The 23,959-nt window shown below is 67.9% G+C and carries 25 protein-coding genes, 1 tRNA gene and 1 pseudogene; 20 read left to right on the top strand and 7 right to left on the bottom strand.

The features are described 5' to 3' along the window. The 18 genes and pseudogenes from MO1_RS11630 to MO1_RS11550 form a co-directional block, all read left to right on the top strand. Positions 1-946 (top strand): annotated as a pseudogene (locus tag MO1_RS11630) (primosomal protein); the annotation flags it as partial. After that, complete coding sequence (locus tag MO1_RS11625; RefSeq protein WP_036308404.1) at positions 946-1,977, top strand: HAD-IIA family hydrolase; 1,032 nt, start codon at positions 946-948, stop codon at positions 1,975-1,977. The pseudogene MO1_RS11630 and the gene MO1_RS11625, both read left to right, overlap by 1 nt. Before the next feature lie 56 nt (positions 1,978-2,033). Then, a complete protein-coding gene (locus MO1_RS14635) occupies positions 2,034-2,198 on the top strand; it encodes a hypothetical protein (RefSeq protein WP_154673397.1) in 165 nt (54 codons plus the stop codon). Then, positions 2,195-3,001, top strand: coding sequence for a TlyA family RNA methyltransferase (locus MO1_RS11620; RefSeq protein WP_036308405.1), 807 nt, complete (start codon positions 2,195-2,197; stop codon positions 2,999-3,001). The genes MO1_RS14635 and MO1_RS11620 overlap by 4 nt, the downstream gene beginning before the upstream one ends. Further along, the gene (locus MO1_RS11615) at positions 2,998-3,918 is read left to right on the top strand and encodes an NAD kinase (protein ID WP_060916109.1); all 921 of its coding nucleotides are present in this window, start codon (positions 2,998-3,000) and stop codon (positions 3,916-3,918) included. Before MO1_RS11620 ends, MO1_RS11615 begins: the two co-directional genes overlap by 4 nt. After that, positions 3,915-5,609: a DNA repair protein RecN gene (recN, locus tag MO1_RS11610; protein WP_060916108.1), complete on the top strand. Its 1,695-nt coding sequence runs from the start codon at positions 3,915-3,917 to the stop codon at positions 5,607-5,609. The genes MO1_RS11615 and recN overlap by 4 nt, the downstream gene beginning before the upstream one ends. 58 nt (positions 5,610-5,667) lie before the next feature. After that, positions 5,668-7,368: a CTP synthase gene (pyrG, locus tag MO1_RS11605; protein WP_060916107.1), complete on the top strand. Its 1,701-nt coding sequence runs from the start codon at positions 5,668-5,670 to the stop codon at positions 7,366-7,368. Positions 7,369-7,371: 3 nt separating this feature from the next. After that, a complete protein-coding gene (locus tag MO1_RS11600; protein WP_036308413.1) occupies positions 7,372-8,022 on the top strand; it encodes an NUDIX domain-containing protein in 651 nt (216 codons plus the stop codon). 6 nt (positions 8,023-8,028) lie between these two features. Beyond that, complete coding sequence (xerD, locus tag MO1_RS11595; protein ID WP_036308415.1) at positions 8,029-8,952, top strand: site-specific tyrosine recombinase XerD; 924 nt, start codon at positions 8,029-8,031, stop codon at positions 8,950-8,952. A gap of 146 nt (positions 8,953-9,098) precedes the next feature. Beyond that, the gene (locus MO1_RS11590) at positions 9,099-9,932 is read left to right on the top strand and encodes a ParA family protein (RefSeq protein ID WP_095996055.1); all 834 of its coding nucleotides are present in this window, start codon (positions 9,099-9,101) and stop codon (positions 9,930-9,932) included. After that, positions 9,916-10,770, top strand: a complete 855-nt coding sequence (locus tag MO1_RS11585; RefSeq protein ID WP_036308416.1) for a segregation and condensation protein A — start codon at positions 9,916-9,918, stop codon at positions 10,768-10,770. The genes MO1_RS11590 and MO1_RS11585 overlap by 17 nt, the downstream gene beginning before the upstream one ends. Continuing rightward, positions 10,760-11,365, top strand: a complete 606-nt coding sequence (gene scpB / locus MO1_RS11580; protein ID WP_060916106.1) for an SMC-Scp complex subunit ScpB — start codon at positions 10,760-10,762, stop codon at positions 11,363-11,365. The genes MO1_RS11585 and scpB overlap by 11 nt, the downstream gene beginning before the upstream one ends. Further along, on the top strand, positions 11,362-12,144 hold the full coding sequence (locus tag MO1_RS11575; protein WP_036308419.1) for a pseudouridine synthase: 783 nt from the start codon (positions 11,362-11,364) through the stop codon (positions 12,142-12,144). Before scpB ends, MO1_RS11575 begins: the two co-directional genes overlap by 4 nt. After that, positions 12,141-13,256, top strand: a complete 1,116-nt coding sequence (locus MO1_RS11570) for a prephenate dehydrogenase (protein WP_036308421.1) — start codon at positions 12,141-12,143, stop codon at positions 13,254-13,256. Before MO1_RS11575 ends, MO1_RS11570 begins: the two co-directional genes overlap by 4 nt. Further along, entirely contained in the window at positions 13,249-13,926 is a 678-nt protein-coding gene (gene cmk / locus MO1_RS11565; RefSeq protein ID WP_060916105.1) for a (d)CMP kinase, read from the top strand. Before MO1_RS11570 ends, cmk begins: the two co-directional genes overlap by 8 nt. Beyond that, positions 13,923-15,452: a ribosome biogenesis GTPase Der gene (der, locus tag MO1_RS11560; protein ID WP_036308425.1), complete on the top strand. Its 1,530-nt coding sequence runs from the start codon at positions 13,923-13,925 to the stop codon at positions 15,450-15,452. The genes cmk and der overlap by 4 nt, the downstream gene beginning before the upstream one ends. A gap of 169 nt (positions 15,453-15,621) precedes the next feature. Next, positions 15,622-16,518, top strand: a complete 897-nt coding sequence (locus MO1_RS11555; protein WP_060916104.1) for an NUDIX domain-containing protein — start codon at positions 15,622-15,624, stop codon at positions 16,516-16,518. Next, positions 16,515-16,904 (top strand): ribosomal maturation YjgA family protein, encoded by a 390-nt coding sequence (locus tag MO1_RS11550; protein WP_060916103.1) that lies wholly within the window; start codon positions 16,515-16,517, stop codon positions 16,902-16,904. Before MO1_RS11555 ends, MO1_RS11550 begins: the two co-directional genes overlap by 4 nt. Here the strand turns inward: MO1_RS11550 and MO1_RS11545 are convergent. Genes MO1_RS11545 through MO1_RS11535 form a run of 3 tightly spaced genes read right to left on the bottom strand, consistent with a single transcriptional unit; the run spans position 16,896 to position 18,380 of the window. Next, on the bottom strand, positions 16,896-17,261 hold the full coding sequence (locus MO1_RS11545; RefSeq protein ID WP_060916102.1) for an RNA-binding S4 domain-containing protein: 366 nt from the start codon (positions 17,259-17,261) through the stop codon (positions 16,896-16,898). The genes MO1_RS11550 and MO1_RS11545 overlap by 9 nt on opposite strands. Before the next feature lie 40 nt (positions 17,262-17,301). Then, entirely contained in the window at positions 17,302-17,805 is a 504-nt protein-coding gene (locus MO1_RS11540) for an O-acetyl-ADP-ribose deacetylase (protein WP_060916101.1), read from the bottom strand. Then, a complete protein-coding gene (locus tag MO1_RS11535) occupies positions 17,802-18,380 on the bottom strand; it encodes a GNAT family N-acetyltransferase (RefSeq protein ID WP_060916100.1) in 579 nt (192 codons plus the stop codon). The genes MO1_RS11540 and MO1_RS11535 overlap by 4 nt, the downstream gene beginning before the upstream one ends. A 104-nt stretch (positions 18,381-18,484) precedes the next feature. On the opposite strand from MO1_RS11535, the gene MO1_RS11530 reads away from it, so the two are divergent. Continuing rightward, positions 18,485-18,558, top strand: a tRNA-Pro gene (locus MO1_RS11530). 94 nt (positions 18,559-18,652) lie between these two features. Here the strand turns inward: MO1_RS11530 and MO1_RS14630 are convergent. From MO1_RS14630 to MO1_RS11510, 4 genes are read right to left on the bottom strand one after another with little or no spacing between them, the layout of a single operon-like run. Further along, a complete protein-coding gene (locus MO1_RS14630) occupies positions 18,653-19,390 on the bottom strand; it encodes a Swt1 family HEPN domain-containing protein (protein ID WP_157526419.1) in 738 nt (245 codons plus the stop codon). After that, entirely contained in the window at positions 19,390-19,779 is a 390-nt protein-coding gene (locus MO1_RS14995) for an IS3 family transposase (RefSeq protein ID WP_060916098.1), read from the bottom strand. Before MO1_RS14995 ends, MO1_RS14630 begins: the two co-directional genes overlap by 1 nt. 58 nt (positions 19,780-19,837) lie before the next feature. After that, complete coding sequence (locus MO1_RS11515) at positions 19,838-20,362, bottom strand: hypothetical protein (protein WP_060916097.1); 525 nt, start codon at positions 20,360-20,362, stop codon at positions 19,838-19,840. After that, positions 20,362-20,799 carry a hypothetical protein gene (locus MO1_RS11510; protein WP_060916096.1) on the bottom strand — a complete coding sequence of 146 codons (438 nt, stop codon included), beginning with the start codon at positions 20,797-20,799 and terminating at the stop codon, positions 20,362-20,364. The genes MO1_RS11515 and MO1_RS11510 overlap by 1 nt, the downstream gene beginning before the upstream one ends. 166 nt (positions 20,800-20,965) lie before the next feature. Between MO1_RS11510 and MO1_RS11505 the strand changes: the two genes are divergently transcribed. After that, entirely contained in the window at positions 20,966-23,254 is a 2,289-nt protein-coding gene (locus tag MO1_RS11505; protein WP_060916095.1) for an AAA family ATPase, read from the top strand. Positions 23,255-23,959: the final 705 nt, after the last annotated feature.

The following is a 23,959-nucleotide window of genomic DNA, read 5'->3' as shown; positions in this document are numbered from 1 at the left end:
CCCGCGTCGTGACGGCGACCGGCCGTCCTACCCGAGTCGCGACGGGGAGCGTCGATCGTCGCGGCCGCCCCAGGACTCCGACCGCCGGAGCATGCCGGCGGGACCCGTTGTACCCGACGAGATCACAGCGCGCGACCTCAATGGCGCTGCGCGCAACGAGCTGAAGACACTCAGCAAGGACAACGCGGAGCAGGTCGCGCGACACCTTGCGATGGCAGCACTGCACATCGACGATGATCCGGCTCTGGCGCACGAGCACGCACTGGCGGCATCCCGGAGCGCAGGCCGAATTGCGGTCGTCCGTGAAACGGTCGCCATCACGGCGTACGCGGTCGGTGACTTCGCGCTGACGCTGCGGGAACTGCGGACATTCCGTCGCATCTCCGGTCGCGACGACCAGATCGCCCTCATGGTCGACAGCGAGCGCGGCGTCGGGCGACCCGATCGCGCGCTCGAGGTCGGACGCGCTGTTGACCGCGCAGCACTTCCCACGGACGTGCGCGTCGAGTTGGCCATCGCCATGTCGGGCGCCCGCCTGGACCTGGGACAGCCTGATCGTGCACTGCAGGAACTCGACATCCCCGAGCTTGATCCCGACACCGCCTATCCGTGGAGTCCGGGCCTCTTCGCCGCGCGCGCCGCTGTTCTCGAGGAGCTCGGTGACATTGACGAAGCAGCGAAGTGGCAGCGACGTGCAGACGTCGCGGAGGCTGCGATCGGCGCGGTCGACGCGGACACGGAGACGATCGAGGTCGACGAGATCGACGAGGTCGAGATCGAGGACGAAGCCGATGGCGAGTCCGAGGCCGGGTTCGACAATGAGGCTGGCGCTGTGGACGAACACGTCGACGACCAGGATGCCGCAGCGTCAGTGAGCGCGGATGACTCCGACGCTGACGAGGCCCCGGCATCCGATCGGGAGGACGGCGCGGAGGACCGCGCCTGATGGGACTCTTCTCCCGCTCGCGGCCCACACCGCTCGACGGCGTCGACCTGGTGCTCGCGGACCTGGACGGTGTCGTCTACGCCGGCGACTCCGCGATTCCGCACGCGGTCGAGAGCCTCACGACGTCGCGCGCCGACCGTCCGCTGGCCTACATCACGAACAACGCCTCACGCCGCGACAGCGTCGTGGCCGCGCACCTCACCGAACTGGGGCTCGACACGCAGCCGCACGAGGTCGTCACCAGTCCGCAGGCGGCTGTCCGCCTGCTGCGCGACAGGGTTGCCGTCGGCGCGACGATCCTCGTCGTCGGCGGCGATGGGCTCGTCTTCGAGCTCGAGAAGGCGGGTTACACCGTCACGCGGAGCGCCGACGAGGGGCCTGCGGCCGTCGTCCAAGGCTTCGCGCCAGAGGTCGGTTGGGCACAGCTCGCCGAGGCCGCCTATGCCCTCGCACTCCCGGAGGATGAGGGCGGCATCCCGTGGATCGCCACCAACACCGACTGGACGATTCCGCAGTCCCGCGGCATCGCACCGGGTAACGGCACGCTCGTGTCCGCTGTCCACACCGCCGTCGGTCGCCTCGCGACGGTCGCAGGGAAACCCGAGCGTCCGATCTTCGATGAGGCGGTGGCTCGGTTCGGGGCGACACGTCCGCTCTTCATCGGCGACCGACTCGACACCGACATCGCCGGTGCCCAGGTGGCGGGGATCGATTCGGTCCTCGTGCTCACCGGCATCGATCGGCCCAAGCATGTCCTCGCCGCGCCGATCGTCTCGCGTCCGACCTACATCGTGGGTGACCTCCGGGAACTGCACGAGCCGTACCCCGAGACGATCGTGAAGGGTGACGTGACGACGGTCGGAAGCGCTTCCGTGCGGATCGACGGGCCCGACGTGCACATCGTCTCCGAGGGCGATCGCCCCATTGACCTCGTCCGTGCCGGCGCAGCAGCGATCTGGGCGACCGGCCGGGCGATCTACGGGTTCCGCGTACCGGAGCGGCTGTACGCCGACCCCTTCCACCGCCGCTGATCACCACGCGGTCCCGCTCACGGCCGACGTCGACAGGGCCGCGTAGGGTGGGGATCATGTCGATGGATGCTGCGGACGGCGACGTGCGCCGGGAAGACCTGCTCTCGACGCTCGAGGTCATCGAGGATCAGCCGCTGGGGGAGCGGGCTGCGGCATACGCGCTTCTCCACGACGAGCTCGCCAAGCGCCTCGAATCGGGTCCCCGCGACCCGAACGTATGAGCGCGCGTCTCGACGCGGCCGTAGCCGCTCGCGGCCTGGCGCGCAGCCGCACACACGCAGCGCAGCTGATCGATGCAGGCCTGGTCAGCGTGGACGGACAGCCCGTCGTGAAGCCGTCGACGAAAGTCGGCGACGAGCAGGTCATCGAGGTGGCGGCATCCGATCATTACGTGAGTCGCGCCGCGCACAAGCTCATCGCCGCCCTGGACACCTTCGACGTCGATCCGGCCGGACGGGTGGCGCTCGACATGGGAGCGTCCACGGGTGGGTTCACCCAGGTGCTCGCCGAGCGCGGAGCGCGCCGTGTTATCGCCGTGGACGTCGGACACGGGCAGCTGTCACCGGACGTCGCCGCTCTCCCGCAGGTCATCGCGGTGGAGGGCTTCAACGTCCGGCACATGACGCCGAAGTCCCTGGCGGAGGAGAGCGGCTCCACCGACGTGCCCTCGCTCGTCACCGCTGACCTGTCCTTCATCTCCCTCACTCACGTTCTGCCGGCAGTGGCGGCCGTCTGCGATCCCCACGGTGATCTCGTGCTGCTGGTGAAGCCGCAGTTCGAAGTCGGGCGCAACGGCGTCCGAGAAGGACTGGTGACGGATGCCGGGCGCCGGGCGGACGCCGTGGCGACGGTCCTCTGGGCGGCGTGGGATGCCGGGCTCGGCACCCACGGGGTGATCGCGTCTCCGATCGCGGGAACCCACGGCAATCGCGAGTTCCTCGCGCACCTGCGTCCCGGGACGAGCGACGACGTCAATCCGACACAATGGTTGGACACCGTGAACCGACTGGCGGGAGCCGTATGACCGACGCGACGCGCAACATCCTCGTGGTGGCGCACGCGCTGCGTGAGAGCACCGTCGCCGGCGCTCGACGTGTCGTCGCGGCCGTTCACGCAGCCGGACTGCAGCCCGTCGTCCCGGGCGACGATCCCGAACTCGCAGCGGCGCTCGGCGACCTCGACACGGTCGTCCTCGGCGAGGGCGGCGTCGACGTCGCAGACATCGAGGTCGCGATCGTCCTCGGCGGTGACGGCACGATCCTTCGCGCGGCCGAGCTGGTGCGCGCGGCATCCGTTCCCCTGCTCGGCGTCAACATGGGGCACGTCGGTTTCCTTGCCGAGCTGGAAGCGGACGACGTCGACGAGGCGATCGGTCGTGCCCTCGCACGCGACTACGAGATTCACGAGCGGATGACGCTGTCCGTCGAAGTCCGCGACGCTGACGACGGTGTCGTGTACTCGACGTGGGCGCTGAACGAAGCGACCGTCGAGAAAGCGTCTCGCGAGCGGATGCTCGAGGTCATGATCGAGATCGACGACCGCCCGCTGTCGTCGTTCGGGTGCGACGGCGTCGTCGTCGCGACCCCCACCGGATCGACGGCCTACAACTTCTCCGCCGGTGGACCGGTCGTCTGGCCGGAGGTGCAAGCTCTCTGCCTCGTGCCGCTGTCCGCCCACGCGCTCTTCGCCCGCCCGGTCGTTCTCGGGCCGGACACGTCCGTGTCGATCGATGTACTCGAACGCAACCAGGGGCTGGGCGTGCTGTGGTGCGATGGGCGTCGCTCCCACGACCTTCCCCCCGGTGCGCGCGTGGTCGTGCGCCGCTCGGGGCGGCCCGTCCGGCTGGCCCGGCTGCACCGCTCGGCCTTCACGGACCGTCTCGTCCGCAAGTTCCAGCTGCCCATCGCCGGATGGCGTGGAGTCGCGGAGACCGGGCTGTGATCGAGCAGATCCGTCTCCGCGATCTCGGAGTGATCGCGGGGGCGACCCTGCCGATCGGCCCGGGGTTCACGGCGATCACCGGTGAAACCGGCGCGGGCAAGACCATGGTCGTCACCGGCCTCGGACTCCTGCTCGGCCAGCGTGCCGATTCCGGGGCGGTGCGCGCCGGCGCGAATCAGGCTGCGGTCGACGGTGTGTGGATCGTCTCGGAGGATGGCCCCATCGTCGAACGGGTGCGGGATGCCGGGGGAGACATCGAACCCATCGGCGACGGACGTGCCGAGCTCTACCTCGGCCGCACCCTGTCGAGCGAAGGCCGCAGCCGAGCGACGGTGGGAGGCAGGACCGCCCCCGCCGGAGTGCTGGCAGACCTCGCCGACCAGCTCGTCGTCGTTCACGGCCAGTCCGACCAATTGCGACTCACGTCCGCAGCCGCGCAGCGCGAGGCGCTCGACCGTTTCGGCGGCGCCGCCGTCACCGATGCGCTCGACGGCTACCGCGCCGTGTGGGATGCCTGGCGCACCGCCGCCGCCGAACTCGAGACCCTGACGACCGAGCAGAGCGCACGGGCTCGGGAGGCGGAGGAACTCCGTGCGGCGATCGCCGAGATCGAGTCCATCGATCCGCAACCGGGGGAGGACGTCGAACTTGCGCAACGCGCGGCTCGCCTCGCGAACTCCGAGGAACTCCGGATCGCGGCAGCGAGCGCTCACACCGCGCTGTCGAATGAAGACGATCTTCCGGACGTTCAGACTCTTCTCGCCGAAGCACGCCGCGCTCTGGAGCGCGCCGCAGGTTCCGATGGCGCGCTCCGCGGCCACGCTGCAGCGATCGAGGAGATCGGTTACCGCGTGGCCGACATCGCCGGCGAACTGAGCGGCTACCTCGCAGACCTCGACGAGGGCGGCCCGCACGAACTCGCCGTCGTCGAGGAACGTCGCGCGGCTCTCGGCGGCCTCATCCGGGTGCACGGATCCCTCGACGCCTCGTTGGCGGTGCTCGCCACCGGCTCCGCCCGTCTCGTCGAGCTCGACGACGACAGTGACCGGATCGAGCGACTCACCGCCGAGCGCGACCGGCTCCGCGACGAGCTCGATGCGCGGGCCGCTGAGCTGACGGACGCGCGGCTCGCGGCGGCATCCCGTCTCGGCGACGCGGTCACCGAGGAGCTCCGCCACCTCGCGTTGCCCGACGCGCGGCTGACGGTCGCCGTCGAACCGGGGTCGGAGGCGGCTCACGGTCGAGACGTGGTGGCCATTCAGCTCGCGCCGCACCCGGGAGCGAGTCCGCGTCCGGTTGCTCGCGGGGCGTCGGGCGGTGAGCTCAGTCGCGTCATGCTCGCCATCGAGGTGGTGATCGCGGCGACCGACCCCGTTCCCACGTTCGTCTTCGACGAGGTGGATGCCGGCATCGGCGGCGCTGCGGCGATCGAGGTCGGCCGGCGGCTCGCGAAGCTCGCCGAGACGAGTCAGGTCATCGCCGTCACCCACCTCGCGCAGGTCGCCGCCTTCGCCGGCAATCACCTCTCGGTCGTGAAGTCGAACGACGGATCGGTCACGGCGTCGAGCGTCCGCCGACTCGAGGGCGACGAGCGAGCCGCGGAGATGGCGCGCCTGCTGTCGGGAATGGCCGACTCGGATGCCGCCCTCGACCACGCCCGTGAACTGCTCGCGCTCGGTCGGGCTCGCTGAGCGACACTCGGGCGGGGGCCGGACCGGGCACGCGAGAGGGCTGATAGAGTGAAAGCCCGTGACGGACTCTTCGGGCGCGGGACGCAAAAACAACGACATCACCAAGCACATCTTCGTGACGGGTGGTGTCGTTTCGTCTCTCGGCAAGGGCCTCACCGCCGCCAGTCTCGGTAACCTTCTCACCGCACGCGGCCTCCGCGTCGTCATGCAGAAGCTCGACCCGTATCTGAACGTCGATCCGGGAACGATGAACCCGTTCCAGCACGGCGAGGTCTTCGTCACCGACGACGGTGCAGAGACCGACCTCGACATCGGCCACTACGAGCGCTTCCTCGACATCGAGCTGAGCCAGGCGGCGAACGTCACGACGGGCCAGATCTACTCCGAGGTCATCGCCAAGGAGCGTCGCGGCGAGTACCTCGGCGACACGGTCCAGGTGATCCCGCACATCTCCGATGAGATCAAGCGCCGGATGCGCCTGCAGGCGAGCGAGGAGCCGCGTCCCGACGTGATCATCACCGAGGTCGGCGGCACGGTCGGTGATATCGAGTCGCAGCCGTTCATCGAATCGGCACGGCAGATCCGCCACGAATTGGGCCGCGACAACGTCTTCTTCGTGCACGTCTCGCTCGTGCCCTTCATGGGCGCGTCGGGCGAGCAGAAGACCAAGCCCACGCAGCACTCGGTCGCCACGCTCCGCTCCATCGGCATCCAGCCCGACGCGCTCGTCCTCCGCAGCGACCGTCCCGTGACGGAGTCCAACAAGCGCAAGATCGCGCTCATGTGTGACGTCGACGAGGACGCGGTCATCAACACCGTCGACCTGCCGAGCATCTACGACATCCCCTCGACGCTCAGCGATCAGGGACTCGACGCGTACATCGTGCGCCGCCTGGGCCTCGACGCCAAGGCGGGCGACATCGACTGGACCCGATGGAACAAGGTCCTCAACGCCGTCCACAACCCCAAGCACGAGGTCACCGTCGGCCTCGTCGGCAAGTACATCGACCTGCCCGACGCGTACCTGTCGGTGACCGAGGCGCTGAAGGCCGGCGGTTTCGCCCAGGAGACGAAGGTTCAGATCGTCTGGATCCCCTCCGATCTCTGCGAGACGCCGGAGGGCGCCGCGAAGGCGCTCTCGGCCGTCGATGGGATCGTGATCCCCGGCGGCTTCGGCATCCGCGGCATCGAGGGCAAGCTCGGCGCGCTGAAGTTCGCCCGCGAGCAGGGGCTGCCCACCCTCGGGATCTGCCTCGGCCTGCAGTGCATGGTCATCGAGTACGCCCGCCATGTCGCGGGCATCGAGGACGCCTCGTCGAGCGAGTTCGATCCCGACACGACGCACCCGGTCATCGCGACCATGGCGGAGCAGGTCGACATCCTCGACCGCGGCGACATGGGCGGCACGATGCGTCTGGGCCTGTACGAGGCCGCGCTGGCCGAAGGATCGCTCGCGGCCGAGCTGTACGGCTCGGACCGTGCGACCGAGCGTCACCGGCACCGCTACGAGGTCAACAACACGTACCGCCAGCAGATCGCGGATGCGGGCCTCTGGTTCTCGGGCCTGAACCCCGACCTCGACCTCGTCGAGTACGTCGAGCTGCCCCGCGACGTCCACCCGTACTACATCGCGACCCAGGCGCACCCCGAGCTCCGCTCGCGCCCGACCGAGGCGAACCCGCTGTTCCGCGGTCTCATCGCGGCAGCGCTCGACCGCCACCGCGCGAGCGAGCTGTTCGACGTCGAGAACGAGGACTGACGCATGACGGATGCCGCGCCCCTCCAGGACGACGCCGTCACCGTCGAGGTGACCCAGACCGAGACGGTCTTCGAAGGGCACGTCTGGAACCTCCGCCGCGACGCGTTCGTCTACGGCGACGGATCGATCGTGCGGGAGTACGTCGACCACTCCGGCGCGGTCGCCGTTCTGGCGCTCGATGACGAGGGGCGCGTTCTCCTCATCCGTCAGTACCGTCACCCTGTCGGCTTCCGCGAGTGGGAGATCCCCGCCGGTCTCCTGGACGTGCCGGGGGAGGACCCGCTCGAAGCGGCGAAGCGCGAGCTGGCCGAAGAGGCGGATCTGACCGCGGAGCGCTGGGATGTGCTCTCGGACTTCTTCACGAGCCCCGGTGGCAGTGACGAGGCGATCCGCATCTATCTCGCGCGCAGTCTCTCCGCGGCACCGGAGGCGTTCGCTCGCACGGAGGAAGAGGCTGACATCGAGGTGCGCTGGGTCGACCTCGACGAGGTCGTGGACGCGGTCCTCGCTCGAAAGCTGCAGAACCCGTCGCTCGTCATCGCCGCTCTTGCCGCGTCGGCCGGGCGTTCACGGGAGTGGACGACGCTCGGCGCCGCGGATGCACCGTGGCCGGGGCGTTCGCGTCCCGTGGGCGCGGACCGACCGCAGGGCTGAGGCTGCATGAGGCTCGCTCGCGCCGTCGACGCGTTCCTCCGGCACATCACGATCGAGCGCGGCCTGTCGGCGCACACCGTGTCGGCGTACCGGCGTGACCTCTCCGGATACCTCACCTGGTTGAGCGAGCGCGGTGTCGAGGACACTGAGGCCGTGACGGGGGAGCTCGTCACGACGTTCGCGGCGGAACGCGCGGCATCCGATCCGCCCCCGGCCTCGACATCGTTGGCGCGGCTGCAGTCGGCGATTCGCAGCTTCCATCGGTTCCTGGCGCGCGAGGGCATCGTCACCGATGACCCGACGACGAAGCTCCGTCCGCCCAAGGCGCCAATGCGTCTGCCGAAGGCGTTGCCCGTCGATGACGTCGTCCGCTTGCTGGATGCCGCTGGCCCCGCCCCCGCGGATGCGGCGCCCGCAGAATTGATCGGACTCCGCGACCGCGCCCTTCTGGAACTCCTTTACGCGACCGGCGCGCGCGTGTCGGAGATCATCGACCTCGACGTCGACGACCTCATGCACGGCGATGTGCTGCGCGTGCGGGGAAAAGGGTCGAAAGAGCGGATCGTTCCCGTCGGGTCCTACGCCCGGGCCTCGGTCGATGCCTACCTGACACGCGCACGCCCGGAGCTCTCCCGCCGGGGGCGCGCGACGCCGCGAGCTTTCCTCGGTGCACGGGGCGCGCCCCTGTCGCGCCAGAGCGCGTGGCTCGTGATCCAGCAGGCCGCCGAGCGGGCGGGCATCACGGCGCACGTGTCTCCCCACACGCTCCGCCACTCCTTCGCGACCCACCTGCTGCAGGGCGGCGCCGATGTCCGCGTCGTGCAGGAACTCCTCGGACATGCCTCCGTCGCGACGACGCAGATCTACACGCACGTGACCGTCGACGCCCTCCGCGACGTCTATCTCACGTCGCATCCGCGGGCAAGATGACCTCGAGCCCCGTCTGCGGGGGAGTCGCTCCACGGCGTCTCCCGGCGGGATGACTAGACTCGGGTGAGCACGGCGAAGGCGGGAGATCAGTGGCGAGCAAGCGGAGCACGGCGGACGGCGATTCGGCGGTGACGACCGACACCCCGATGGGGCCGACGGGTCGTCCCTACCACGGCTTCGCGACCCCGTCGAAGCTCGACGGACACGGTCCGGCGCGCATCATCTCGCTCTGCAACCAGAAGGGTGGCGTCGGTAAGACGACGACGACCATCAATCTGGCGGCCGCGCTCGCCTCGTACGGGCGTCGCGTGCTGGCGGTCGACTTCGATCCGCAGGGCGCACTGTCTGCCGGTCTCGGCGTTCAGACGCACGAGTCGGCGACGATCTACGACCTGCTCCTCGACCCGAAGCGCGACCCGAACGAGGTCATCGTCTCGACCTCGGTCGACGGCCTCGACATCCTCCCGGCCAACATCGACCTGTCCGCCGCCGAGGTGCACCTCGTCAACGAAGTCGCCCGCGAGACGATCCTCGCCCGTGTGCTCCGCAAGGTCGCCGGTGACTACGACGTCATCCTGATCGACTGCCAGCCCTCGCTGGGGCTCCTCACCGTCAACGCGCTCACCGCGAGCCACGGCGTCCTCATCCCGCTCGAATGCGAGTTCTTCGCCCTCCGTGGCGTGGCGCTTCTTATCGAGACCATCGACAAGGTGCGCGACCGACTCAACCCGGCGATCACGCTCGATGGCGTGCTCGCAACGATGTACGACCCGCGTACGCTCCACTCGCGCGAGGTCCTGGAGCGCGTGGTCGACGCCTTCGGTGACGACGTGCTCGAGACGGTCATCGGCCGCACGGTGAAGTTCCCCGACGCCTCCGTCGCCGGAGTGCCGATCACCAAGTTCGCTCCCGAGCACTCCGCCGCTCAGGCGTACCTGCGCCTCGCGCGGGAGCTGGTCTCCCGTGGCGCCGTCGCCTGACGAAGGCCCCGACGCCGCCGCTGCGCCTTCCCAGGCCGAGACGACCGAGGCCGCGGGCGATCGTTTCCGCGTTTCGCTGGGCAACTTCGACGGCCCGTTCGATCTGCTGCTGACCCTCATCTCGAAGCACGAACTCGACATCACCGAGGTCTCGCTCAGCAAAGTGACCGATGAGTTCATCTCCTACCTCAAAGGGCTCGACGACGACGCCGACCTCGACCAGGCATCCGAGTTCCTCGTCGTCGCGGCCACGCTGCTCGACATGAAGGTCGCCGGGCTCCTCCCGCAGGGCGAGCTGGTGGATGCCGAGTCCGTCGCCCTGCTCGAGGCCCGCGACCTGCTGTTCGCTCGCCTGTTGCAGTACCGGGCGTTCAAGGAGGTGTCGGCGTGGTTCGCGCGTTGCCTTGACCGGGAGGGCAAGCGTCACACCCGGGCCGTGCGCCTCGACGAGAAGCATCGCCGGGCTGTCCCCGAGCTCGTCTGGACGCTGTCGCCCGACGATTTCGCGGCCATCGCAATGCTCGCTTTCGCGCCGAAGGAGATCCCGCACGTCGGGCTGGACCACCTCCATGCACCCCTCGTCTCGATCCGGGAGCAAGCGGCGATCGTCGTCACGCTGTTGCGGGATGCCGGCCAGCTCAACTTCCGTGAGCTCGTCGCCGGCGTCACGCAGACCGGAGTCGTCGTGGCGCGCTTCATCGCCGTACTGGAGCTGTACCGCCACGCGGCGCTCTCGTTCGAGCAGCTGGAGCCGCTCGGCGAGTTGACGCTGCGCTGGACAGCCGATCGGTGGTCCGAAGAGAACCTCGCCACACTGGGAGCCGACTATGACCGATGACGCGACCGAGACCGAGGCGCCGCCCCGCTCACAGCAGCCCGGCGACATCGCCCGCCGCCTCGAGGCGATCCTCATGATCATCGACGAGCCGCAGAGTCTCGTCTCCCTCGCCGCCGCCGTCGGTGCGCCCGTCGCCGCCGTCCGCCGCGCCGTCGACGAACTCGTCGCCGACTACGACGGGGAACGCTCCGGGCCCCGCCGCGGCTTCGAGCTGCGCGAGGTGGGCGGGGGATGGCGCTTCTATGTGCGGGACGAGCACGACGACCTGGTCGCCGAGTTCGTCAACGGGCAGGCGCCGTCGCGGCTGTCGCAGGCCGCACTCGAGACCCTCGCCGTCATCGCCTACAAGCAGCCCGTCTCGCGGAGCCAGGTCGCGTCGATCCGCGCCGTGAACGTCGACTCCGTCGTCCGCACCCTCCTCGCTCGCGGTCTCATCACCGAAGCCTTCACCGACCCCGAGACCGGGGCCATCAACTACCGCACCACCGACGCGCTGCTCGGACATCTGGGGATCAACTCCCTCGACGAGCTGCCCCCCATCTCCCCGCTGCTGGATGACGGCTCCGCGGGATTCGAAGGAGAGACCATCCGATGAACGACCAGTCCGACGAGAATCGCGTCCGCCTGCAAAAGATCCTCGCGAACGCGGGTGTCGCCTCTCGCCGCGTCTGCGAGCAGTACATCGTCGAGGGACGCGTGCGGGTCAACGGCGTCGTGGTGACCGAGCTCGGCTCGCGGATCAACCCGGAGACGGACCAGGTCGACGTCGACGGCACCGCGATCCAGCTCGACACGAGCAAGCGGTACGTCGTGCTCAACAAGCCCACCGGCGTCGTCTCCTCCATGAAGGACGACCAGGGTCGCCCCGATCTGCGCCGCTTCACCGCGGACTGGCCCGAGCGCCTCTACAACGTGGGGCGGTTGGATGCCGAGACGAGCGGCCTCCTCGTCCTCACCAACGACGGCGAGCTCGCGCACGTTCTCGCGCACCCGTCGTTCGGCGTGACGAAGGTCTACATCGCGAAGGTCTCGGGGCGCGTGCTGCCGCAGACGATCGCCCAGCTCACGAAAGGCATCGAGCTCGAGGACGGCCCGATCGCGGCTGACAAGGCCCGACTGCTCGACGCGAGCGGCGACACGAGCCTCGTCGAGCTCACTCTTCACTCGGGGCGGAACCGGATCGTTCGACGCATGATGGCCGCGGTCGGTCATCCCGTCGAAGAGCTGGTGCGACGCCAGTTCGGGCCGCTGCACCTGGGCACGCTCCCAGCGGGCCGGGCACGCGAATTGACTACAGTGGAGCGTGGTGCGCTGTTGACTCTCGCGCGCCAGGCGGACACCCCGCCCGGGGACCCCACTCAGGAGCAGTTGTGACCGACGCCATCGACGCGCGCGCCCGCGCCGTCCGCACGAGCGGCCTCGTCCGCATCGTCGGCGCCGGTCTGCTCGGCTCGAGCATCGGGCATGCGTTGCGGGCCCTCGGCGTCGACGTCGTCCTCGCCGACGCATCACCCGCGCAGCTTCGTCTCGCGGTCGACTACGGCGCGGGGCGCGCCGCGCGCGATGAGGACCGACCCGGCCTCGTCGTCGTCGCTGTGCCGCCGGATGTGACCGCCGATGTCATCGAGCGCGAGCTCACCGCCTTTCCCGACGCGGTCGTCACCGACGTGGCGAGCGTCAAGCTCGACCCGCTCCTCGCGCTCCGCGAGCGCGGCGTCGACCTCTCCCGCTACATCGGGTCGCACCCGATGGCCGGCCGTGAGCGCGGTGGCGCCATCTCCGCCCGAGCCGACATCTTCTTCGGTCGCCCGTGGGTCATCTGCCGCGACGAGGAGACGTCTGCGCGCGATCTCGCCGTCGTCGAGGGCCTCGCGCTCGACCTCGGTGCGAGCCTCGTCGAGATGACGCCCGAGGAGCACGACCGCTCCGTCGCTCTGGTTTCCCACGTGCCGCAGCTCGTAGCATCCCTTCTCGCCGGCCGTTTCGTCGGGGCTGAGGACGCCTCGCTGCGGCTTGCGGGGCAGGGAGTCCGCGACACGACCCGCATCGCGGCATCCGCTCCGGAGCTGTGGGTTCAGATCCTCGGCGCCAATTCGGATCCCGTCGTCGACGTCCTCGACGCCCTCGCGGCAGACCTCACCACCGTCGCCGGCGCGCTCCGCGATCCCGACGCCCCTGGCGCGCGACGCGCTGTCGCCGACACCATCCGCCGTGGCAACGAAGGCGTCGAACGCCTCCCGGGCAAGCACGGTCAGAACCGCCGATTCGAGACGGTGGTCGTCATGGTCGACGACACCCCCGGGCAATTGGGGCGCCTGTTCGGCGACCTCGGCGAGCTCGAGGTCAACGTCGAGGACTTCCGTCTCGAGCACTCGCCCGGAGCCCAGTTCGGCCTCGGCGAGATCAGTGTCGTCCCGTCCGCCGTCACCGTCGCCACTGACGGTCTCGCGGCGCGCGGGTGGAAGATTGCGAGCCTCAATGACTGACCCGATCACGATCGCCATCGACGGTCCGGCCGGGAGCGGCAAGTCGAGCGTCTCGAAAGAGGCCGCACGTCGACTCCGCTACGGCTACCTCGACACCGGTGCCGCGTACCGCGCTCTGGCGTGGCACGTGCTCCAGCATGGCGCGGACACGTCGGACGCCGCCGCGGTCGTCGACGCGGCCGGCGACTTCGACTACGCCATCTCGCTCGACCCCGACGAATACTGGGTCCGCGTCGGCGAGACCTTCGTCACCGACGCGATCCGCGAGCCGCACGTGAGTTCGGCTGTGAGCGGCGTCGCGAGGGTGCCGGTCATCCGCGAGCAGGTGAACGTGCTGTTCCGCCGCCTGGTGGCAGAGTCCGGCCGTCCCGGTGTCATCGTCGAGGGCCGCGACATCACCACCGTCGTCGCCCCCGATGCTCTCGTGCGGATCCTCCTGACCGCCGCCCCCGAGGTGCGCGCCGCCCGGCGCAGCGCCGAATTGACCTCACAGGATGCCGCGGCTGTCGCCGCCGCGCTGCACAAGCGCGACGCATCCGACTCCCAGGTCGTCGACTTCCTCACCGCCGCCCCCGGCGTGACGGTGGTCGACTCGACCGACCTGGACTTCGCACAGACCGTCGACGCCGTCATGGACGTCGTGCGGTCGGGAACGGAAGGCTCGCGATGAGCGCCGAAGACGATTACGAATACGAAGCCGGCCCCGACCGGATCGAGGAGAAGCTCGCCAACCTCGACGAGGAACTCGCCGAACAGCGCGCCGCCGCCCTCCGGGCGTCGCTCGCCGACTACGAGCTGGACGAGGACGACGATGAGCTCCTCGCCGGCTTCACTGCCGGCGGCGAGGTCGTCGAGCTGCTGCCCGCCCTTCCCGTGGTGGCGATCGTCGGACGGCCGAACGTCGGCAAGTCCGCGCTCGTGAACCGCATCCTCGGCCGCCGTGAGGCCGTCGTCGAGGACACCCCCGGTGTGACGCGTGACCGTGTGAGCTACAAGGCCGAGTGGATGGACCGGCGGTTCACCCTCGTCGACACCGGCGGCTGGGAGCACGACGCCAAGGGCATCGATCGTTCCGTCGCCGCGCAGGCCGAGATCGCGATCGAACTCTGCGACGTCGTAATGTTCGTCGTCGACGCCATGGTGGGCGCCACGGCGACCGACGAGCAGGTCGTTCGAATGCTCCGGAAGACCGACAAGCCGGTCTTCCTCGTCGCCAACAAGATCGACGACGCCCGCCACGAGCCCGAGGCTGCGGCGCTCTGGAACCTGGGTCTCGGCGAGCCGCACCCGGTGTCGGCAATCCACGGTCGCGGCGTCGCCGACCTCCTCGACGAGGTCATGAAGGTGCTGCCCGAAATCTCGGCAGTGGCGAAGAACGAGCTCGGCGGACCCCGCCGGGTCGCGATCCTCGGCCGCCCGAACGTCGGCAAGTCCTCGCTCCTGAACAAGGCCGCGGGGGAGGAGCGCGTCGTCGTCAACGACCTCGCCGGCACCACGCGCGACCCGGTGGACGAGGTCGTCGAGCTCGGCGGCAAGCTGTGGCGTCTCGTCGACACCGCCGGCATCCGTCGTCGTGTGCACCTCCAGCAGGGCGCGGACTTCTACGCATCGCTCCGCACCAGTGCCGCCCTCGAAAAGGCGGAGGTCGCCGTCGTCGTCCTCGATGTCACCGAGACGATTAGCGTGCAGGACCTGAACATCATCGACCTGGTCCTCGAATCGGGGCGTGCGCTCGTCCTCGCGTTCAACAAATGGGATCGCCTCAACGACGACGACATGGACAACGCCGATCGCCGCCGCTACCTCGAGCGGGAGATCGAGCAGGATCTCGCACATGTCACGTGGGCGCCGCGCGTCAACCTGTCGGCCCGCACGGGACGCCACCTCGAGAAGCTCGTCCCGGCGCTCGAGACCGCGCTCGAGTCGTGGGATCAGCGCATCCCCACCGGCAAGTTCAACGCGTTCCTCGCCGAACTCATCGCCGAGCACCCGCATCCGCTCCGCGGCGGCAAGCAGCCCCGCATCCTGTTCGGGACGCAGGCGTCGACGCGTCCGCCGACATTCGTGCTGTTCACGACGGGGTTCCTCGACCCGGGCTACCGCCGGTTCATCCAGCGTCGCCTGCGCGAGATCTTCGGCTTCGAGGGCACGCCGATCATCACGAACATGCGAGTGCGCGAGCGTCGCCAGCGCTGACGCTCGGCCCCGTCGCTTCGAGAGGAGATGACACGTCGCGAGGAGGCATCCGGTCGAACCGGCCCTCGCGAGGCGTCATCTCCTTTCTCGTCTGCGGATGAAGCTGGGTCTGTTCCGGGACGTGACGGATGCCGCGTCCCGCGGCTCGGCTGCGTGAGAGGCTGGGGGCATGAGGATCGAGGAGCCGTCCGGAGGGCCTCCGCCCCTGTCCGCGCACCGCGATCCGGGTGACGCCTGGGTGGTCACCGACGCCGGGGATCGCTTTTGGGGCAGGTTCGGCGCCGCGGGTCTACTCGCGCACGATCCGGCGCGGGGAGTGCTGCTGCAGCATCGTGTCGCGTGGAGTCACCACGGCGGCACGTGGGGCATCCCGGGCGGCGCGCGGCATCAGCGCGAGAGCGCCACGGATGCCGCGATGCGCGAGTCTCACGAGGAGGCAGGCGTTCCGGCCGAGGCGCTGCGCCCCCGGTTCACGAGCGTGCTCGATCTCGACGTCTGGTCGTACACGACCCTGGTCGCCGACGTGGTCCGGCCGTTCGAACCGGTGATCGCCGACCCCGAGAGCTACGCGCTCGAGTGGGTGCCGCTCGACGAGGTCGATGCGCTGCCTCTGCACCCCGGCTTCTCTGACTCGTGGCGACCTCTCCGGGATCTGCTCGCGGTCCGTCCGACCGTCCTCGTGGACGCGGCGAACGTCGTCGGCTCGGTGCCCGACGGGTGGTGGCGTGACCGGGCCGGCGCCGCATCGCGTCTGCTCGGTCGGCTCGATGGTTTCTCGCGGACGGGTGTCGCCGCAGCGGAGTTCTCCCTCCCCGGAGACACCTGGTACCCGACAGTCGTCGCGGTGCTCGAGGGCGAGGCGCGGAGCGCTCCCGACGGATCGGGTTTCGTCGAGGTGGTGCGCGCGGATGCCGCGGGCGACGACACGCTCGTCGCCGAGGCGCAGCGGCGCGTCGGCGACGGAGAGCGAGTCCTGCTCGTGACCAGCGACCGCGCGCTCGGCGAGCGGGCGGTCGCGATCGGCGCGAGCGTGCGGGGCGCGTCGTGGTTGCGCGACGTGGCGTGACGCGCCGGATCGTCGGGGTCACCACCGTCCTCGCGGCGGTGGCCGCCGGCCTGGCCGTGCACTTCGGGGCAGGGGAGGGCGCGGCATCCGACATCGCGGGAGATGCGCTCTACGTGGTCGCCGTGTGGGGCGGACTCGTGGCGCTGTTTCCGCGATGGTCGTCGTGGGTCGTCGGCGCCGTCGTGCTGGTGTGGTGCGTGGGGGTGGAGCTGTTCCAGCTCACGGGCCTGCCGGTGCGGTGGGCGGGGGAGTGGCCGCCGATCGTGCTGATGTTCGGCACCGTCTTCGACGCGCGCGACCTGCTCGTCTACGCGGTGACGGTGGTGCTCGTGGCGGTGACGGATGCCGCGATGCGCCGTGCGCGCCGGCGCCCGGCTTCAGTCTGAGTCGCGTCCGCGGAGACGTTCGATGTCGCGTCGCTCGCGTTTGGTGGGGCGGCCGGCGCCGCGGTCGCGGACGGCGACGAGCGCGACGGGCTCCCGCTCGGGGGTGCGGTCTTCCGCGGCGACGGCGGCGAGCGGTGCGCCCACGCGCTTGGTGATCAGCTGGCGGACGACGAGGATGCGGTCGAACCCCGCGATGCGCACGCGCAGTTCGTCGCCCGGTCGCACCTGCTGGGCGGCCTTGGCCTTCTCGCCGTTCACGCGGACATGCCCGGCGCGACATGCGGTGGTCGCTGCGGACCGGGTCTTGTAGACGCGGACGGCCCACAGCCAGGAGTCCACACGGACGGCATCCGCCATGTCCCTCTCCTCCCGTCCGGTGGATCCATCGTAGGTCGGCTCAGGAGGCCGCGAGCCGCCGTTCGAGCCGGGCGAGCATCGCGTCGTCGTAGGCGACGAGACGGGCCTCGGTGACGCGGGTCGGGGTATCGGTGAGAGTCGACACGGCGGCGTCGACGGCGTCGTCGAGGGGCCAGCCATAGACGCCGGCGCTGACGAGGGGAAACGCGACGGTCGCGGCGCCGAGTTCGTCGGCGACCTCGAGAGCACGGCGGTAGCAGGAGGTGAGGAGCCCGCGGTCGCGCTCTCCGGCAGTGAAGTTCGGTCCGACGACGTGGATTACCCACCGAGCTGGGAGGTCGCCCGCGGTGGTCCACCCGGCATCCCCGGTCGCGAGTCCGTGGGGGAAGCGGGCGATGCAGTCGACGAGGACGTCGGGTCCACCGGCCCGGTGGATGGCACCGTCGACGCCCCCGCCGCCGCGCATGGCGCGGTTGGCGGCGTTGACGACCGCGTCGACCTGCTGCTGGGTGATGTCGCCGCGGACTGCGGTGATGTGGGTCACGCGAGCTGCTTCGCGACGATGGGGCGGGCGGCGCCGGGGCGGGCGGTCTCGGTGAAACCGGCCGCAAGGAAGCTCGAGAGGGTGCCGTGGTAGAGCTCGTTCGGGGAGAAGCGCTTGACCCCGGTGTCGACGGGGTATGCCTCGACCACGCGGGCGCCGTTCGCCTGCGCGTGGGTGATCGCGGCGTCCAGCAGACGTGACGCGAGGCCGTGCGACCGATGCTCCTTCCGCACGACGAAGCAGGTGATCGCCCAGACGTCGGGGTCGTCCATCTGTTCGGGAGACTTCTGCACGCTCCGGGTCCGCGCGAGCCGTGGCTGATCGGGTCGCGGGGCGACCTTCACCCAGCCCGCGGCCTCACCGTCGACGTAGGCGATGAGCGCCGAGGGGATCGGTGCCGCGAGGTCGTTGCGCAGGCGCTCGCGTTTCTCGTCGGTCGTGACCGCGTCGAAGTCCTTGGGCACCAGCATCCACCACTGGCACCAGCAGCTCGCGCCGTCGCCGCCACCGGTCAGCGCGTGCTCCGCGTCGGCGAAGCGGTCGGCCCGGGCCGGCTCGATCGTGATCTCGGTCATGCCGGAAGGGTAGCGACGAGGTCGGACACGCGGAACCCCGTAGCGGTTCGCGGCCGGCCCGCCGACCGGGTAGGATAGGGGAGTTGTCCGCGAGGGCAACGGACCGGGATGTGGCGCAGCTTGGTAGCGCACTTGACTGGGGGTCAAGGGGTCGCAGGTTCAAATCCTGTCATCCCGACCGGGAGAGGCCCGGAATCTCAACAGAGGTTCCGGGCCTTCTGCATATCGGCAAACCTCGGAGGACTCCAGAAGGGCTCCGCCAGTGCCTTGAGCTACTCCATCAGCCGGTAGAAGTCGCGGACCGCAAGATGGAGTCGGACGACTTCGTCTTCTGCGAGGGGTGCGCAGTGGGCGATCGGCCCGCGGAGGAGGTTGAGACTGCTCAGAACCTTCTCGACGCCACGTTTGCTGTTGAACGTCGCGCCGAAGATGTCCCAGTTCACCTTCAGTATCTCGCCCAGTTCGCCAAAGGTGGTGTAGTCAATCGGGTGAGAAGAGCGGAGGATTACTCCGTTGTCCTGTTCCCGCTTCTTATTGTTCACGACAGACACTTTTACGTTTTCGGGGCAATGGTCGTCCCACCAGCTTTCCCCGTGCGCCTCTTCCAGCTGCGACTCGATCATGTCCCTGATCTCGTTCTCGAGGCAATAAAAGATCTGGTCTTGCGGAAGTACAACCTGGACGACGGTGAGTACCTGGTCGTCACATGCTCCAACAAGTGGATGCTGCGCGACCTGCACACGGCGATCCTCAAGGCCGCCGGATACGTGGTCGAAGGGACCACAACGAAAACCGTCGGCGGAGACTTCAAAATCCGGGCAGAGTTCAAAGCGGGATTCAAAGTTCCATTCGCCGAGGCTGGCGGTGGTGGCGGCACAGATATGGGACATCACGACGAAGAGACCGTTGAGGGTCGTAGCCTTGAACTCGATCCGGCCGATGTGAACGACATCATCTCCGGGTTGACGACCGCAGAGACGCCTAAATTTATCGTGTTGGAGGACTTTCACTACTCGGTGTCGATTGCCCACCCGACGACCCGTCGGCTGAACACGTCGAGTACGACGCAACAATAGAGCTTTCCCTCTCGTGTCGGATGCTCCGTGATATCGGTCACCCAGAGCCGGTCCGGTCCGTCCGCGTGGAAGCGGCGACGAACGAGATCGGTGACGGTGACCTGGTGCGGCACGCGCTTGGAGCGGCGACGTAACGGGAGCCCGACCAGCCCGGATCGACGCATCAGGAGTGCGACGGTGTTCTGGCCGACCGTGACCTCATGGGACCTCTGCAACTCCGCACGGATCCGCATTCGCCCGTACGTGCCATAGGAGGACTCGTGGATCTGCCCGATCAGGTCGCTCAGCCACGCGTGCCGAATCGATCGCGTCGAGGTGATCATGACCCGGTTTCCCGACCGGCATGCGGTGGAGTTCCGCTGATTCAACGTGTGAGTTCCGCTACGGAAGTTCCAAGAGTCGACGAGTGCGGACGGTCTTGCCTGTCCCGGTCTCGATCGTCATGAACACGCCACCGGCGTCGGCCCGAACCGTCTGACGGGTCGCATCGATCAGCGCTTTCGCATCTTGCAGCTCGGCGTGCCATGTCGCCGACTCGCCTGGTTCGAGCCAGTAGGGGAGCTGCGGTGACCATGCGTTGCTTTCCGGGTACTGCGCGCTCATTCCGCCTCGCTGCAGCTGGATGCCGAAGCGAGTGATCTTCGCACGCGACCTGCCATGGTTGGTGACAAGGATCGCAACAACGTCCGGCCCATTCCAGCCCTGCTCGCGCATCGAGGACATGTCCCTCAGCTTGCTGCTGCGGCCGACGGTCGAGACGACAACGCCGCCGCGGCCCAGGACTCCGTGCTGGAGCGTGGCGCGAAGACGTGGTCCGTCCAGAGCCCAGGCCGCAATCTGCCAGCCCAGAGCGAGCGCTGCCAGGACAAGGCTCAGGATTGCGATGGCAAGAGCGGCGATCTCCATCAGGCGGCCCTGGTCTCTTCGCGGATCTCGCGGAGAACAGCGCTGATCGCAAGCTGTGCTTCAAGCGCTTCCTTCTTGTACTCCGGCATCTCCGGGTCGGCGAACGCGGCACGCAACCGGTCATCGCTGCCCACCTTCCGCTCCCACAGCTCAGGGACCCGATCAGGGCTGAGGACTCCAACGAGCGTGAGTGCCTCCGCGCCCATCTGCGCTCGCTCGAGATCATCAGTTGACCCGCCGCGATTCAGATTCTGGGTCAGTCGTGTCAGCGCTTCGAGCTCGAACATCAGGTGCGAGTGCCGAAGTGCGCTTGCCCTGTCTGCGTCAGCGATCCGGCGCGCGTTCCTGCGGTCGAGTCCCGAGATGATCAGAGCGATAATCGCGGCAGCTACTGCTGCCAGAACGGCGGCAAGCTGGATCAGGTCTGAAGTGGTCATGATCGCAGACTAGGGTCGAGCTCCGACATCGCTGTGTGCACGACGCCGCGTTGGCGCGCCCGTAACTACTGATCGACAGCATCGGTCTCCAAACCACTGCCGAAGCCTGCATGCAGCGAATAGGCGAGTTGCGTGGGCGAGCGACTGCCGCCGCTACGGTGAGAGCATGCTCCGCAGACTTGAAGTGAAAGAACAATGGCGATCTTTCGAGAGCGGCTTCTGGCCTGACGATCGTCCCCTGGGACGTGCGACCGTGGTGTACGGCCACAATGGCAGTGGCAAGTCCACTCTCGCCGAGCTGCTCTTGAGTCTCGGTGAAGGACAGGCGGCCACCGGAGTCGTGTGGGAGAAGAGCGATCAAGCGAAGGTCAATGTCCCAGCTGGGGGAAATAGCCCCTCGCCGGCAATGGCTGTCTTCACACGCGCGTGGGTCCAAGCGAATCTCTCCGAGTTCCTGGCTGGCGAGAATGCTGACGCCATCGTCACTCTGGGCCAGGAAGCCATCGACTCGAAGGAGACGCAGAAGAGTCTCGAGGAGGAGATCGCCAGGCTGCGCAGTGAAGCGGAGGATGCGACCGCCCTGAAGAAGAAGCTGGAGCAGAAGGCAAGCAAACTCGCCCGCGACGTGCAGGACCGCATCGTCGGCGAGCTCCAACGGTTCGACTACAACCACTACAGCCGGAACCGCTACTCGGTGGTGAAAGTCGGCGAGTTTCTGCGAATTCCCCGAACTGACTTTCCAGACGATGGGGCCCACGCGGATGCACTGGTGCGGCTGGGCGAGGAAGCGCCCGCTGCTGTTGCAGAAGTTGCGAGCCCGCCGCAGGCGCTGAACGACGAGCTGAAAGGGCTCGGAACTGTCCTGGAGCGCACGCCGACGCGCGTCGCGCTGGCAGCTCTCGAGGCCGACCCGCGTGCTCAGTCATGGGTCGAGCAGGGTCTTGGGCTTCATGAGGGGCGAGACAATTGCCTGTTCTGCGACAGTGAAGTGTCGGCCGCGAGGCGAACGCAGCTCGCGCAGCATTTCGACAAGAGCTGGCTGGAGATCCGAGGCGCGGCGCAGCAGCTCCACCAAGTAGTGACCGGACGCAAGCGAGAGCTGAAGGCCTGGCTGGGCTCGATGCCTGATCCGTCGGATCTCGCTAGCGACTTGCAGGCTGTCTACAGACAAGCGATGGAGCAAGCGCGCGGAGACGTCGATGCACGCGTGGAAAGTCTTGAACTCGTCGAGGCCGCTCTCACCGCCAAGATCGACGATCCGAGTGCCGTCCCTGTCGAACCAGAGTGGAAGGTACTCGGCACCGCAGTCTCCGCCACTGTTCTGTCAGAAGCTGTGAAGGACCACAACGAGCAAGCCAAGAGCTACGGAGAGCTGACGGAACAACGTAGGACCGTTGTACTTGACCATATCGTCGGATCGCAAAGCCAGGCCTTTCGCGATCTGGAGAAGCAGGTGACCGATGCGAAGGAATCATGCGACGGCACCGCAAAGGCAGTCGAGCTCGCCAGTCGCAACCTTGATCGGGTGCGTCAGCAGCAGTTCACGACGAAGGACATGGCCGACAAACTCACGCGCGATCTGGCGCGTGTCTACGGGAAAGCGCATCTCAGCATCGCCGTGACCGATGACGGCAAGTCCTACACCTGTCGCCGGGGCGATAAGGCTGGCACGAACCTGAGCGAGGGGGAGCGCACCACGTTGTCCTTGCTCTACTTCCTCCGGAACCTTGAAGACCAGCAGACGCACGGAATTGACCCAACCCAGCGCATCGTTGTCATTGATGACCCGTCCAGCTCGCTTGACCGTGAAGCCCTGTTTGCTACCCATCAATGGCTGTTCAACACGCTCCAGAACTTCGGTCAGTACGTCGTCCTGACTCATGACTTCAATCTGTTGCGTCTCTTCATCACATCCCATAGGAGTAAGTGGAGTACATCTGTCAAGACCCAGCGGGACGGCGACGCGAATGAGGTGCGATTCCCAAGAGTTGCGTTCTTGGAGATGTTCGCGGCCACCAAGGAAGGCAAGCGGACAACGAAGGTCGGCCCCTTGCCGGACCTGCTGCGGAACAGCACCTCCGAGTATGCGTATCTCTTCTCGATGGTGATGAAGGGGGTGCAGGACACCGAGGACCACGAGCGCCTATTCCTGCTTCCCAACGCAGCTCGGCGTGTCCTAGAGTCGTTTGCGAGCTATAAAGCACCTCATCGGCCAAACTTCCTTCAGCAGCTGGAGTCGCTGGTGGTCGCCGACCCCGACGAGCCATACCGCGACGTGTTCGATTTCTGCAATCGCTTCTCCCACGGTGAGGGAAGCGAGACTGTTGAAGTGCTCGATGCGAGGGCCGTTCATGGGCAAGTCCGCCGCTGCATGGAGTTCCTGCGGGCGGTTGATCCAGACCACTTCGCGAACATGTGCAAGGCCGTGAAGGTTGATTCCACGGTGCTCGCATAGCCGCATCCACAGGCGAAGAACTCATGCACACCGCAGAAGCCCCGGTTGCACCTGCAACCGGGGCTTCGCCCGTAGGCCCAAGGCCCGAGGTATCCTCTGACAGATCACGATCGCGTTCAACTCGGTGGCACGGTTCTCAGCGGTGCCAAATCTGGCACCGCATCCACCGTCTTCGCAGACTTGCTGGACCAGCGGCACGCTCCTGGGCGCTTCATCACGTTCCTGCTCTATGCCGCACGCAAAAGCCAGAAAATCTCGGCACCACAACTGGCACCGCAAGCTCCGTGGTTTTGTGGGATTTTGCGGGAATCCTCGGGAAGCCCCATCTCTCGCGAGCCTTACTCCCGCAAGGGATCGTCGGGTATTGCTTGATAGTGAGAGATACCCCGTCGCTGCTTCAAGGGGTCGCAGGTTCAAATCCTGTCATCCCGACGGTCTGGGCTGTTGGTAATGCTGAGCACAGAACAGTCGAAAATGGAGATGGGCACTGGCTTCGCGCCAGTGCCCATCTCCTTTCTTGTTTAGGGGCTCGCACTTTGTCCGGGAGAGTGCGTGGAGGGACCGGATGCTGAAAGTGATCACGCGCGCTCCTCTATGGGATACGCGGCCCGTCGCACTCCTCACGCGCCTCATGCATGTCCGGCTGCTCGGGCTCGGGCTCGGGCTCGGGCTCGGGTGCGGTGTCGTGGTCGTTCATGGCGGTCA

This window comes from Microbacterium oleivorans NBRC 103075, from assembly GCF_001552475.1.
Classification (GTDB): Bacteria; Actinomycetota; Actinomycetes; order Actinomycetales; family Microbacteriaceae; genus Microbacterium; species Microbacterium oleivorans.
The sequence above is the reverse complement of the archived record's forward strand: the minus strand, read 5'-3'. Positions and strand labels throughout refer to the sequence as shown.